The organism is Rhodanobacter sp. FW102-FHT14D06 (assembly GCF_043950705.1).
Lineage (GTDB): Bacteria > Pseudomonadota > Gammaproteobacteria > Xanthomonadales > Rhodanobacteraceae > Rhodanobacter.
In genome coordinates this window covers 2,750,669-2,763,326 of sequence record NZ_CP170722.1, presented here as the reverse complement: position 1 = coordinate 2,763,326, position 12,658 = coordinate 2,750,669, and the positions used below count along the sequence as shown (strand labels likewise).

The 12,658-nt window shown below is 66.2% G+C and carries 16 protein-coding genes; 6 read left to right on the top strand and 10 right to left on the bottom strand.

Translation table 11 applies throughout. The annotated features are described in order from the left end of the window. Positions 1-23: 23 nt before the first annotated feature. Positions 24-419 (bottom strand): PIN domain-containing protein, encoded by a 396-nt coding sequence (locus ACFCQI_RS12345; protein ID WP_395117099.1) that lies wholly within the window; start codon positions 417-419, stop codon positions 24-26. Continuing rightward, positions 416-655: an AbrB/MazE/SpoVT family DNA-binding domain-containing protein gene (locus tag ACFCQI_RS12340; protein WP_395117097.1), complete on the bottom strand. Its 240-nt coding sequence runs from the start codon at positions 653-655 to the stop codon at positions 416-418. The genes ACFCQI_RS12345 and ACFCQI_RS12340 overlap by 4 nt, the downstream gene beginning before the upstream one ends. 245 nt (positions 656-900) lie before the next feature. Between ACFCQI_RS12340 and pilB the strand changes: the two genes are divergently transcribed. The 5 genes from pilB to coaE all read left to right on the top strand — a co-directional run bounded on the left by pilB (position 901) and on the right by coaE (position 5,999). Then, the gene (pilB, locus tag ACFCQI_RS12335) at positions 901-2,622 is read left to right on the top strand and encodes a type IV-A pilus assembly ATPase PilB (RefSeq protein WP_395117095.1); all 1,722 of its coding nucleotides are present in this window, start codon (positions 901-903) and stop codon (positions 2,620-2,622) included. Between the two features lie 141 nt (positions 2,623-2,763). Next, entirely contained in the window at positions 2,764-4,044 is a 1,281-nt protein-coding gene (locus tag ACFCQI_RS12330; RefSeq protein ID WP_395117093.1) for a type II secretion system F family protein, read from the top strand. A gap of 86 nt (positions 4,045-4,130) precedes the next feature. After that, complete coding sequence (locus ACFCQI_RS12325) at positions 4,131-4,523, top strand: endonuclease domain-containing protein (protein ID WP_395117091.1); 393 nt, start codon at positions 4,131-4,133, stop codon at positions 4,521-4,523. Between the two features lie 10 nt (positions 4,524-4,533). After that, positions 4,534-5,391 (top strand): prepilin peptidase, encoded by an 858-nt coding sequence (locus tag ACFCQI_RS12320; RefSeq protein WP_395117089.1) that lies wholly within the window; start codon positions 4,534-4,536, stop codon positions 5,389-5,391. Further along, positions 5,388-5,999: a dephospho-CoA kinase gene (coaE, locus tag ACFCQI_RS12315; protein WP_395117087.1), complete on the top strand. Its 612-nt coding sequence runs from the start codon at positions 5,388-5,390 to the stop codon at positions 5,997-5,999. Before ACFCQI_RS12320 ends, coaE begins: the two co-directional genes overlap by 4 nt. A 19-nt stretch (positions 6,000-6,018) precedes the next feature. On the opposite strand, the gene ACFCQI_RS12310 is transcribed toward coaE, so the two are convergent. The 3 genes from ACFCQI_RS12310 to ACFCQI_RS12300 all read right to left on the bottom strand — a co-directional run bounded on the left by ACFCQI_RS12310 (position 6,019) and on the right by ACFCQI_RS12300 (position 7,812). After that, complete coding sequence (locus ACFCQI_RS12310) at positions 6,019-6,417, bottom strand: NUDIX domain-containing protein (RefSeq protein ID WP_395117085.1); 399 nt, start codon at positions 6,415-6,417, stop codon at positions 6,019-6,021. Then, positions 6,417-6,905 carry a dihydrofolate reductase gene (locus tag ACFCQI_RS12305; protein WP_395117083.1) on the bottom strand — a complete coding sequence of 163 codons (489 nt, stop codon included), beginning with the start codon at positions 6,903-6,905 and terminating at the stop codon, positions 6,417-6,419. The genes ACFCQI_RS12310 and ACFCQI_RS12305 overlap by 1 nt, the downstream gene beginning before the upstream one ends. Positions 6,906-6,996: 91 nt before the next feature. Continuing rightward, positions 6,997-7,812, bottom strand: coding sequence for a thymidylate synthase (locus ACFCQI_RS12300; RefSeq protein ID WP_395117081.1), 816 nt, complete (start codon positions 7,810-7,812; stop codon positions 6,997-6,999). A gap of 129 nt (positions 7,813-7,941) precedes the next feature. On the opposite strand from ACFCQI_RS12300, the gene ACFCQI_RS12295 reads away from it, so the two are divergent. After that, entirely contained in the window at positions 7,942-8,952 is a 1,011-nt protein-coding gene (locus ACFCQI_RS12295; RefSeq protein ID WP_395117079.1) for a TIGR00266 family protein, read from the top strand. Positions 8,953-9,055: 103 nt separating this feature from the next. Here the strand turns inward: ACFCQI_RS12295 and lgt are convergent, their stop codons facing one another. From lgt to ACFCQI_RS12270, 5 genes are all read right to left on the bottom strand, one after another. After that, entirely contained in the window at positions 9,056-9,940 is an 885-nt protein-coding gene (gene lgt / locus ACFCQI_RS12290) for a prolipoprotein diacylglyceryl transferase (protein WP_395117077.1), read from the bottom strand. A gap of 191 nt (positions 9,941-10,131) precedes the next feature. Continuing rightward, the gene (locus tag ACFCQI_RS12285) at positions 10,132-10,635 is read right to left on the bottom strand and encodes a TPM domain-containing protein (protein ID WP_395117075.1); all 504 of its coding nucleotides are present in this window, start codon (positions 10,633-10,635) and stop codon (positions 10,132-10,134) included. 1 nt (position 10,636) lies between these two features. Further along, the gene (locus tag ACFCQI_RS12280; RefSeq protein WP_395121352.1) at positions 10,637-11,506 is read right to left on the bottom strand and encodes a TPM domain-containing protein; all 870 of its coding nucleotides are present in this window, start codon (positions 11,504-11,506) and stop codon (positions 10,637-10,639) included. Between the two features lie 4 nt (positions 11,507-11,510). After that, the gene (locus tag ACFCQI_RS12275) at positions 11,511-12,131 is read right to left on the bottom strand and encodes a LemA family protein (RefSeq protein ID WP_395117073.1); all 621 of its coding nucleotides are present in this window, start codon (positions 12,129-12,131) and stop codon (positions 11,511-11,513) included. A 73-nt stretch (positions 12,132-12,204) separates the two neighbouring features. Beyond that, positions 12,205-12,576, bottom strand: coding sequence for a diacylglycerol kinase (locus ACFCQI_RS12270; RefSeq protein ID WP_395117071.1), 372 nt, complete (start codon positions 12,574-12,576; stop codon positions 12,205-12,207). Between the last annotated feature and the right edge of the window lie 82 nt (positions 12,577-12,658).

Here is a 12,658-nt window from a genome sequence, read left to right as displayed (position 1 = left end):
GAGGACTGCCGACGAGTGCGAAGTCAGGCAATCAAGCTCATGCCCACGAACCTGGCTGCAGCGCGGTCAAAGGTCATGGTGCGTTCGCAGCCAGCCGAGGCGGCGGAGCTGGCGATCAGGCAGTCGGCCAAATCCGCCTTGGTTGCACGGCAGGTACGCAGCGCTTTCCAGGCCAGACTGGCGCGCTCCACCCGCAACTCCTTGATCGTCAGTATGGATTCGATCGCCGCAAGCACTTGGGCGCGCTGCAATCCATAGGCTGCGCCCAGTACCCAACCCAGCTCGACAATGGATATCAGTGCTATCCAGCCCGGCGCATCGACAGTCAGGCTTTCGAGCAAGACGGAAGCCTTGCTCGCCTGCGCAGCGTCATCTTGCATGATGTAGCGAACCAGCACGTTGGTATCGAGGCCGATCATTTGCCTGCCGCAGCCGCCGCGATCGCCGCGTTCATCTGCTCGATTGTCATGCTCTTTCGTGGCTTGCCGAACATGCCCTTGAGCGCCCTTATCGGCCGCGTTGCGGCAACAAATTCGTACCGACCCGGCTCAATCTCCACAAACTCGATTCGATCGCCCGTACGCACCTGCATCGCCTCTCGCACGGCTGCAGGGATGGTGATCTGGCCCTTGCTGGTGATGGTGGACGTCGACATGGCTGGCTCCTTTTTCCTTACCATACTGTAAGGAACCGGGAGACAACCTGCAAATGCCCACACGACAGCCTGGCGCGATCCGTGCTTACGCTTGGACCAAAGCCGCCTTTGCGCCCCGGCGGCGATCGGACTATCCAGCTTGTGCGCCGCATCACCCTACCGGGACTCCGGCTGCAGGCAAAGGATGACCTGAACGCCAGACTGCGGTAGATTCAACCACATACGGGGAAAGGGTCACGTAAGTTATGTCATCGCAACCGCAACCGTCGCTCGCAGGCCTGACCGGCATGGCGCGCCGCCTGGTGTCCGAAGGGCTGCTGCCCGAGGATGACGTTCGCAAGGCGATGGTCGACAGCACGCAACGCAAGGTGTCGCTGGGCGCGTGGCTGCTGGATCACAACCTGGTCGAGAACGCGCAGCTGACGCGGGTGCTGTCGCTCGAGTTCGGCATGCCGATGATGGACGTGACCTCCCTCAACCCGACCACGATGCCGCTGGACCTGATCAGCGAGGCGCTGATGACCAAGCATCAGGCGCTGCCGCTGTTCCGGCGCGGCAAGCGCCTGTTCGTGGGCATCGCCGACCCGACCCAGTCGCACGCGCTGGACGAGATCAAGTTCCATTCCAATTGCCTGGTCGAGCCGATCCTGGTCGAGCGCAGTTCGCTGCAGCGGACGATCGAGAACCTGCTGAACTCCATGCGCGACAACATGCCGGACATGGATACCGGCGAGTTCGACGAGCTGGATCTGGAGGTGGGCAGCGACGAGGCCGAATCCACCGGCATCGACGCCAATGCCACGGACGACGCCCCGGTGGTGAAGTTCGTCAACAAGATCCTGGTCGACGCGATTCGCCGCGGCGCCTCGGACATCCATTTCGAACCGTTCGAAACCCAGTACCGGGTGCGCCTGCGCATGGACGGCATGTTGAAGGCCGTGGCCAGCCCGCCGATGAAGATGGCCAACCGGATCTCCTCGCGCCTGAAGGTGATGGCGCAGCTGGACATCGCCGAGAAGCGCGTGCCGCAGGACGGCCGCATCAAGCTCAACCTCTCCAAGACCCGCGCGATCGACTTTCGCGTCAGCTCGCTGCCGACGCTGTTCGGCGAGAAGATCGTGCTGCGTATCCTCGACGGTTCGGCGGCCAGGATCGGCATCGAGAAACTGGGCTACGAGCCGGAGCAGCAGAAGCTCTACGTCGATGCGATCCACAAGCCTTACGGCATGGTGCTGGTCACCGGCCCCACCGGCTCGGGCAAGACGGTGTCGCTGTACACCGGCCTGAACATGCTCAACACCGCCGAGCGCAACATCTCCACGGTGGAGGACCCGGTCGAAATCCGCGTCGAGGGCATCAACCAGGTGCAGCAGAACGCCAAGCGCGGCATGACCTTCGCCAGCGCATTGCGTTCGTTCCTTCGCCAGGACCCGGACGTGATCATGGTCGGCGAAATCCGTGACCTGGAAACCGCCGAGATCGCGATCAAGGCCGCGCAGACCGGCCACATGGTGCTGTCCACCCTGCACACCAACGACGCGGCGCAGACGATCGCGCGCCTGATGAACATGGGCATCGCGCCCTACAACATCACCTCGTCGGTGACCCTGATCATCGCCCAGCGCCTGGCCCGGCGCCTGCACGAATGCAAGAAGCCGATCGAGCTGCCGCCGAAGGTGCTGCTGGATGCCGGCTTCAGCCAGGCCGACATCGACGCCGGCCTGACCATCTACCAGGCCGTGGGTTGTGAGGGCTGCAACGAGGGCTACAAGGGCCGCGTGGGCATCTACCAGGTGATGCCGATGCTGGAGGATATCCAGAAGATCATCCTGCAGGGCGGCAATGCCATGCAGATCGCCGAAGTGGCCAAGGCCGCCGGGGTCAACGACCTGCGCGCCTCGGCCCTGCTCAAGGTGAAGCAGGGGCTGACCAGTCTCACCGAGATCGACCGGGTGACCAAGGAATGACGCCCGGCGGGGCTGCAGCGCTGCGGAACTTGCGCAAGGCGCCACGGTTTGCAGCGCCGAAAATGACCTAAGCTGTAGAAAATGACTTGCCAGCCGGCCTGCGCGCCGGCTTCGAGATCGAACCATCGGGGGAAGATGCGCATGGCCACGGCTACCGCAACCGCAAAAGCAAGGGCAGACAAGACGCGTGCGCTCGGCGCCCAGCGGGCCGAGGTCAGTCAACTGACCACTTACGAATGGGTGGCGCTGGACAAGCGCGGCAAGCGCATGAAGGGCGACATGCCCGCCAAGAACGCCTCGCTGGTCAAGGCCGAGTTGCGCCGCCAGGGCATGAACCCGCAAACCGTGCGCGAACGGGCCAAGCCGCTGTTCGGCGCCTCCGGCAGCACGATCAAGCCGGGCGACGTGGCGATCTTCAGCCGCCAGATCGCCACCATGATGGCTTCCGGCGTGCCGATGGTGCAGTCCTTCGACATCATCGCCGACGGTCAGAAGAACGTCCGCTTCAAGAACGTGCTGCTCGACGTCAAGCAGAACATCGAGGGCGGCGCCTCGCTGCACGAGGCGCTGGGCCGCTACCCGGTGCAGTTCGACGAGCTGTACTGCAACCTGGTGCATGCCGGCGAAACCTCGGGCGTGCTGGACACCGTGCTGGACACGGTGGCCACCTACAAGGAACGCACCGAGGCGATCAAGAAGAAGATCAAGAAGGCGCTGTTCTACCCGATGATGGTGCTGGCGGTGGTGTTCATCGTCATCCTGATCATGCTGCTGTTCGTGGTGCCGGTGTTCGCCAAGACCTTCCAGGACGCGGGCGCGCAGTTGCCCGCGCCGACCCAGTTCCTGGTCGACGCCTCGGAGTTCATGCAGGGCTACTGGTACATCGTGGTGGGCATCATCGTCGGCAGCATCGCCGCCATCGTCATCGGCAAGAAGCGCTCGCCGAAGTTCGCCCACTTCCTGGATCGCCTCGCGCTGAAAATGCCCGTGATGGGCGACATCGTGCGCAACTCCGCGATCGCCCGCTTCGCTCGCACGCTGGGCGTCACCTTCCGCGCCGGCGTGCCGCTGGTGGAAGCCCTGGATGCCGTGGCCGGTGCCACCGGCAGCATCGTCTACGGCGACGCCGTGCGACAGATGCGCGACGACATCTCGGTCGGCCACCAGTTGCAGCTGGCCATGAAACAGACCGGGCTGTTCCCCAACATGGTGGTACAGATGACCGGCATCGGCGAGGAGTCCGGCTCGCTGGACAGCATGCTGTTCAAAGTCGCCGAGTTCTACGAGGAAGAGGTCAGCAACGCGGTGGACACCCTCTCCACCCTGCTCGAACCCCTCATCATGGTGGTGCTGGGCACCCTGGTCGGCGGCATCGTGATCGCGCTGTACCTGCCGATCTTCAAGCTGGCTGGCACGTTCTGATCCTTGGAAAGCCCCTCTCCCACCGGCGACCCTAAGGGAGTCCCCTTGCGGGTGAGAGGGGTTGGGGAGAGGGTACGCCCGAAGCCATGCACCACAAACCGCCCCTTCCTTCCCGAACGCTGACCACGGCCAAGTCGCTGCGCACCACCAGCACCGCTGCTGAAATCAAGTTCTGGTATCACCTGCGCGCCAGACGCCTCGTCGGGCTCAAGTTCCGCCGTCAGCACCCCATCCCGCCGTATATCGCCGACTTCTTCTGCGAAGGATTCAGGCTGGTCGTCGAGGTCGATGGTTCGCAACACGATGAAGAAACCGACAGGATTCGTAGGCGCGCGCTGGAACGGCAAGGCCTCGTGGTGCTGAGATTCTGGGACAATCAGGTGTTGCAGGAAACCGCAGCGGTGCTTGAGGCGATTCTGGACTTCGCTCGGGGCCGCACCCTCTCCCCAACCCCTCCCCCGGAGGGGGAGGGGCTTTAAAGGTCCACGCATGCCCGAACTTCCGCTGTCCGTCTGGATCGCCCTCGCCGCCGTGCTCGGCCTGCTGGTGGGCAGTTTCCTCAACGTGGTGATCCTGCGCCTGCCCGAGCGCATGACCGCAAGCTGGCGCCGGGAGGCGCGCGAGGTGCTGGAGTTGCCGGCGGATGACGCGCCGCTGCCGCCGGGTATCGTGCGCGAGCCTTCGCACTGCCCGCATTGCAAGCATCCGTTGTCGGCGGCCGACAACATTCCGCTGTTCGGCTGGCTGCTGCTGCGCGGACGCTGCCGCTATTGCAAGGCGAAGATCTCGATCCAGTATCCGCTGGTGGAACTGTTCAGCGGCGTGCTGAGCGCGCTGGTGGTCTGGAAATTCGGACCGTCCTGGACCGCGCTGGCAGGATTGGTGTTCACTTGGGTGCTGATCGCCGCGGCCGGCATCGACTTCCGCACGCAGTTGCTGCCGGACCAGTTGACCCTGCCGCTGCTGTGGCTGGGCATGGTGCTGTCGCTGATCCCGCTGTTCGCCAGCGCGCCTTCGGCGATCATCGGTGCGGCGATCGGCTACCTGAGCCTGTGGAGCGTCTACTGGGCGTTCAAGCTGCTCACCGGCAAGGAAGGCATGGGCCACGGCGACTTCAAGTTGCTGGCGGCGCTGGGCGCGTGGATGGGGCCGGTGGCCCTGCTGCCGGTGATCCTGCTGTCGTCGCTGATCGGCGCCCTGGTGGGCGGCAGCCTGATCGCGTTGCGCAGGCACGGGCGCGAGATCCCGATGCCGTTCGGACCGTTCCTGGCCGCCGCCGGCTGGGTGTGGTTCATGGCCGGTCCCCAGTTGCTGCAGGGCTACATGCACTTCACCGGCCTGCGATGAGCGGCGGGCCGCGCCTCGTGGTGGCGTTGACCGGCGGCGTGGCCGCCGGCAAGAGCGCGGTGACGCGGCGCTTCGAGGCGCTCGGCGTGCCGGTGCATGACGCCGACGTGGCTGCCCGCGAGGTGATCGCACCCGGCAGCGAAGGCCTTGCCGAGGTGGTTGCCACATTCGGGGCGGACGTGCTGGGCGACCGCGGCGAGCTGGATCGTCCCTCGATGCGCCGGCGCGTCTTCGCCGATCCCGCCGCGCGGCGCAGGCTGGAAGCCATCATCCACCCGCGCGTGCGTGCCTGGTTGCGCGAACGCGCGCAGAGCGGGAGCGCGCCGTATTGCCTGCTGGCGATCCCGCTGCTGGCGGAGAACATCGCGCAGTACCGCTGGGTCGACCGCGTACTGGTGGTCGATGTCCCCGAGTCCGTGCAACTGGCCCGCCTGATCGCCCGCGACGGCGTCGACGAGGCCCTGGCACGGCGCATGATCGAGCAGCAAGCCACTCGCGCCGAGCGCCTCGCCCTCGCGGACGACGTGATCGACAACAGCGGCGACGAAAGCGCGCTGGATCAGCCCGTGGCCGAACTGCACCAGCGGTACTTGGCACTGGCACTGTAGGAGCGCACCCTGTGCGCTCCTACAACGGCGCCGTCAGCTCCGCCAGAATCACCCGGTCCGCGGGAGCGAGGATCATCGGGTCGACGCTTGCCGGCAGCATCCACTGCAACGGCTGTGCTTCGAGCGAACGGGGTTCCCCGCGCCACGACGAGACGCGCCAGGCATCGAGCAGCAGCTCCCGATCCTCGTATCGCCACGGCAAGCAGACCAAGGGCTCGGCGTCGCGCACTTGGATGCCCAGCTCTTCCAGCAGTTCACGCGCCAGTGCCGCCAGCGGTGTCTCGCCGGCTTCGAGCTTGCCGCCGGGGAACTCCCAGAATCCCGCCAGATGCTTGCCTGCCGGGCGCTGCGCCAGCAGCACGCAACCATTGTCGTCCAGCAGGACGCCAGCCATCACGTGCATGACCGTTGCGGGCATCACGCGTTGCGCAGGTACTCGACCATGTCGAAGTCGTAGGCGTGCTCGGCATCGGCCTTGTGATGCACGCGCGAGACTTCAGTCCAATCGCTGAAGTGCACGCCGGGGAAGAACGTGTCGGCACCGTCGATGGCTGCGCTGACCCAGGTCAGGTACATCCGCCGCGCGTTGGGCAAGGCCTCGGCGAACACCATGCCGCCGCCGATCACCATCAGGCCGGTGTTGCTGCAACGCGCCTGCGCCTCCTCGATCGAGCGCACGGTGATCTGGCCGGGAAACGGCGCCTCATGGCGGCGGGTGAGCACCATGTTGACCCGGTCCGGCAGCGCGCGGCCGATCGAGACGGCGGTGTTGTAGCCCATCAGCACATTCTTGCCGACGGTCAGCTGCTTGAACCAGCGCAGATCGTCCGGCAGGTGCCATGGCAGTTGGCCCTTGCGGCCGATCGCGAAGTTTTCATCGAGTGCGGCAATGAGCGAGATGGCCATGGGAAATCCTTGCAATCGTGATCATCGAAAAGGCGGCCACTCGGGCGCCGCGGGATGTCTGGAATCTTAGCAGGCCGCGCCGCGCACGGAATCAGACCGCCACCGCGGCCTTGATCGCCGGGTGCGATTGGTAGCCTTCGATCGCGATGTCCTCGTAACGGAAATCGAACACCGAGCGCACCTCGGGATTGAGCACCAGCCGCGGCAGCGGCAGCGGCTCGCGACTCAGCTGCAAGCGTGCCTGCTCGACATGGTTGTCGTACAAATGGGCGTCACCCAGGGTATGCACGAAATCGCCCACGGCCAGGCCGCAGACCTGCGCAATCATGTGCGTGAGCAACGCGTAACTCGCGATGTTGAACGGCACGCCGAGAAAGATGTCGCCCGAACGCTGGTAGAGCTGGCAGCTGAGCCTGGCAGCCTGTCCCGGGCCCGACGAAGGGGCCACGTAGAACTGGAACAGCGTGTGGCACGGCATCAGCGCCATCTTCGGCAACTCGCCGACGTTCCAGGCACTGACGATCAACCGCCGCGAATCGGGGTTGCGCCTGATTTCGTCCACCACCCAGGAAATCTGGTCGATCGTGCCGCCGTCGATCGTCGGCCACGCGCGCCATTGCTGACCATAGACCGGGCCGAGATCGCCGTTGGCGTCGGCCCACTCGTCCCAGATGCGCACACCGTGTTCCTTGAGGTAGGCGATGTTGGTGTCGCCGCGCAGGAACCAGATCAGCTCGTGCACGATCGACTTGATGTGCAGCTTCTTGGTGGTGACCAGCGGAAAACCCTGCGCAAGGTCGAACCGCATCTGCCAGCCGAACACGCTGCGCGTGCCGGTGCCGGTGCGGTCGGCCTTGGGGGTGCCGTGGTCGAGGACGTGGCGGAGCAGGTCGAGGTATGGATGCATCGGCCAAGTATAGGTAGGAGCGCACCCTGTGCGCGATGCTCTTCGAGGCACGGCACAAGAGCATCGCGCACAAGGTGCACTCCTGCAGGGGCCACGGCTAGACTCTGGCTTTTCCGCACGGAGACGGTCATGGCAGCGTGGTTTTTCAGCTACGGCAAGAATACCGAACGCGTCGGCCCGCTGGATGACGCCGCCGCGATGGCTCAGGCCCGGCGCCAGCCGGACGGCTATTGCTGGCGCGAAGGTTTCACCGAGTGGAAGGCGATCCGCAGCGTGGCCGAACTGGGCGCGGCGATGGGTCCGCCGCCGGTGCCGGCGACGCTGGGCAGCGGACGCGCCGACGAGATCGACTACACGATCGTGGGCACGGACATGCAGTTCGTCGAGATCGAACTCGATCCGGGCGAAAGCGCGATCGCCGAGGCCGGCGCGCTGATGTACAAGGAGGCCGGCGTGCAGATGGATACCGTGTTCGGCGACGGCTCCAGCGGCGGCCAGAGCGGCGGCGGCCTGATGGACAAGCTGCTCTCCGCCGGCAAGCGCGTGATCACCGGCGAGAGCCTGTTCACCACGGTGTTCACCCACCGCGGCCAGGGCAAGGCCAGGGTCGCCTTCGCCGCGCCCTACCCCGGCACCGTGCTGGCGATGAAACTCTCCGACCACGGCGGTCGGCTGATCTGCCAGAAGGACGCGTTCCTGGCCGGCGCGCGCGGCGTGCAACTGGGCATCTTCTTCCAGCGCAAGATCCTCACCGGCCTGTTCGGCGGCGAAGGCTTCATCATGCAGAAGCTCGAAGGCGACGGCTGGGTATTCGTGCATGCCGGCGGCACCATGATCAAACGCGAGCTGGCCGCGGGCGAACGGCTGGACGTGGACACCGGCTGCGTGGTGGCTTTCCACGACACCGTGGACATGGACGTGAAAGCGGTCGGCGGCATCAAGAGCATGCTGTTCGGCGGCGAGGGCGTGTTCCTGGCCACGCTGACCGGCCCGGGCACGGTGTGGCTGCAATCACTGCCGTTCTCGCGACTGGCCGGTCGCATGCTGGCAGCCGCGCCGCAGGGCGGCGGGCAACGTCGCGGCGAGGGCTCGATCCTCGGCGGCCTGGGCGACATCCTGGGCGGCGACCGCAACTTCTGACGCCGCCCGCGGGGAGGACAATGCCCATCATTGTCGTGCCGGGGAACAGCTAGCGGGCAATGCCCGCCGCATGTGCGTCAAGAAGCGGCGGGCGGTACCCGCCCTACGAGGGATTGGCCAGCGCCAACGTGGGCGCGCGGCGGGACATGGCGATCAGCACCAGCCCGACCGCGATCAGCGGCAGCGACTGCATCTGTCCCATCGTCACCCAGTCGGTGCCGAACAGATAGCCCAGTTGCGCATCGGGCACGCGCACGAACTCCACCGCGAAGCGGAACACGCCATACAGCAGCGCGAACAAACCCGACACCAGATAACGCGGACGCGGTTTCAGCGACACCAGCCACAGCACCACGAACATCACCACGCCTTCAAGGCACAGTTCGTAGAGCTGCGAGGGATGTCGGGTCAGCCCGCCGAACTGCTGCAGCTGCGGCAGCCAGGCCGGGTGCGCCGTGGCCCAGGCGATGTCCTCGGCCTGTGCGCCGGGGAAAATCATCGCCCATGCATGGTGCGCGGGTTTGCCCCACAGTTCGCCGTTGATGAAGTTGCCGAGCCGTCCCAGGCCCAGTCCGAGCGGCACCAGCGGAGCCACGAAATCCACCGTGTCGAAGAAGTGCAGCGCGTTGCGCCGCGACCACCACCAGCCTGCGGCGAGCACGCCGAGCAGACCGCCGTGGAAGCTCATGCCGCCATCCCACACCTTGAAAAGCACCAGCGGCTCGCGCCAGATCCAGCCGATACCGCCCTCGTAATAGAACAGCATGTACCAGATGCGCCCGCCCACGATGACGCCCAGCATGCCGTAGAACAGCAAGTCGCCCAGCGCGTCGCGGCTCACCGGCAGGCGTCCGCGGCGGCGCCGGTATTCGCCCAGCACGGCGACGAAGAGGAAGCCCAGCAGATACATCAGGCCGTACCAGTGCACCTGCACCGGACCGACATGGAAGGCGACCGGATCGAATTGGGCGACAAAAGGCTGCGACATGCGGAAGGGGCCGATCGGGCAAAGGCCAAGTGTAGCGTCACGCAAGGATTCGGAAAGATGCCGCGGGCGCACGCACGCAGGAGCCCGCTCGCGGGCGATGCTCTTGTCTCGGACCAGGGATCTGCAAAAGCATCGCCCGCGAGCGGGCTCCTACGAGTGCCGGTCTGGCCACGGGACACGCCCGCGCGCGTTCACAGCAACACCGGCCGATCCGGCAGCTCGTCGGGATTGGCCTTGTCGTGGGCGGGAAAGTGCTGCAGCAGCAGGGCGTGGGTGGCGGCGATGCCGCCCAGGCTGCCTTCGCGCCATTCGCCGTTTGCGTAGTGGTTGCGCATGGTGGTGCAGATGCCGGCCCATGCCGCCGGTGACACGCGTGCGGCAATGCCGCGGTCGACAACGATCTCGATGCGATGCTCGGCCAGCAGCACGTACAGCAGCACGCCGCTGTTGTGCTCGGTGTCCCACACGCGCAGCTGGCTGAACAGCTGGCGCGCGCGGATGGCTGCGTCAAGTCCGCCCAGTACGGCCAGCGGGTGGAGTCGCGATTCGATGGCCACGCGCACTTCGCCGTGGTGGCCACGTTCGCCGGCGGCGATGGCAGCCGTGATCTCGTCCAGCAAGCTGGCGGGAAAACGCCGCCGCAGCTGGAACCAGCCCTCGAACGTGTTTGCCAGCACTCGTTGCATGCGCGTCATGTCACCAGCTCCCCGAGGCACCGCCGCCGCCGAAGCTGCCGCCGCCTCCGCTGAAACCGCCGCCGCCGAAACCTCCGCCGCCAAATCCGCCGCCGCCGAAACCACCGAAACCGCCCCAGCCGCCACCGCCGATCGAGCGCCCGCCGCCGGAAGGCAGCAGCATCACGATGCCGCCCACCACCGCGCCGAGCACGCCGGCGCCGACGGAAACCAGCAGCCACAACAGGCCGCCAATCAGCGCGCCGCCCAGCGGCACCCGTACCAGCGCATGCGCCCGGCCCAGCACGCCGCGCAGGAAGATCGCGGCGAACAACGCGATCATCAACATGCCTTGCAGCCCGAGGCCGCGATCCTCGCGCGGCGCCCCTTCCACCGGTGGCGGCAATGGCTCGCCGTCGATCAGCTGGGTCAGCGCGCCGACGGCGTCGTGGATGCCGCCGAAATAGTCGCCCGTGCGGAACTTCGGCGCGATGTACTCGCGGATGATGCGCGCGTTGGCGGCGTCGGGGATCGCGCCCTCCAGGCCATAACCGACCTCGATGCGCACGCGCCGGTCGTTCTTGGCGACGAGCAGCAGGACGCCGTCATCGGTGCCCTTGCGGCCGATCTTGTTGGCTTCGGCGACCGCCAGCGAGTACTCCTCGATCGGCTGCTCGCCGGTGCTGCCCACCATCAGCACCACCAGTTGCGCACCCTTGGCCTTTTCCAGCGCCACCAGTTGCGCGTCGAGCTGGTCGACCTGGGCCGCGTTGAGCGTGCCGGTGAGATCGGTGACGTGCCGCGCCAGTTGCGGCACCGCCGCCGCCTGCAGCGCCGCCGGCAGGCACAGCAGCAACGCCAGCAGCGGCAGCAGCGGCAGCAGGCGGCGGATCACTTCAGTGCACCGAGGTCGCGGGCGCTGGCGCACTGGTGCCGAAATCCACCCTGGGCGCGGTGGAGATGGCCTTCTCGTTGTCCACGCTGAAGTTCGGCTTGACCTTGTAGCCGAACATCTTGGCGGTCATGTTGTTGGGGAAGGTGCGGATCATCGCGTTGTACTGCTGCACCGCCTGCACGTAGCGGTTGCGCGCCACGGTGACGCGGTTCTCGGTGCCTTCCAGCTGCGCCTGCAGGTTCTGGAACAGGCCGTCGGCCTTCAGCTGCGGATAGTTTTCGCTGACCACCATCAGCCGCGACAACGCGCTGCCCAGCTCGCCTTGTGCGGCCTGGAACTGCTGCAGCTTCTGCGGATCGTTGATGGTGTCGGCGTTGACCTGCAGGCTGCCCACCTTGGCGCGCGCGTTGGTCACCTCCACGAAGACCTTCTCCTCGTGCTGGGCATAGCCCTTGACCGTGTTGACCAGGTTCGGCACCAGGTCGGCGCGGCGCTGGTACTGGTTCAGCACTTCGGACCAGGCTGCCTTGACCGCCTCGTCCTGACGCTGCATGGCGTTGTAGCCGCAGCCGGACATCAAGCCGACCAGCAGCAGAATCATCAAGGTACGCAAGATTTTCATGGCATCGCTCCTGAGCGGACGGATCTGCATTGCAGCATCCGGCCTGTCCCGGCGCAATGAGCACGACCGGGAGCTAAAACCAGCGCGGCAGCAGGATCAGGCCCCAGCTCAACGCCACCAGCACCAGCAGCACGAACACGGCCGCCGAACCCATGTCCTTGGCGCGGCCGGCCAGCTCGTTGAAATCGGGGCTGACCTTGTCCACCACTGCCTCGATCGCCGAATTGAGCAGCTCCGCCGACAGCACCAGCAGCGGCGCGAGGACAAGCAGGAGCTTTTCCACGCCACCCTCGCCCAGCCACAGGCCGAGCGGAATCAGCACCACCGCCAGCATCGCCTCCAGCCGAAACGACGCCTCGTGGCGCCAGGCGGCGCGCAGCCCCTTCATCGACCAGCGAAACGCGTTCCAGACCTGGCGCGGACCCCGAAAACCCTCGGCCGGCATGCTGCGCCTCCGCTTCAGGCCGACACCGGCGACGCGGCGCCGGTGCGGGAGGAAACGCGGACGCGCGCGGTCCGGGGAAAGC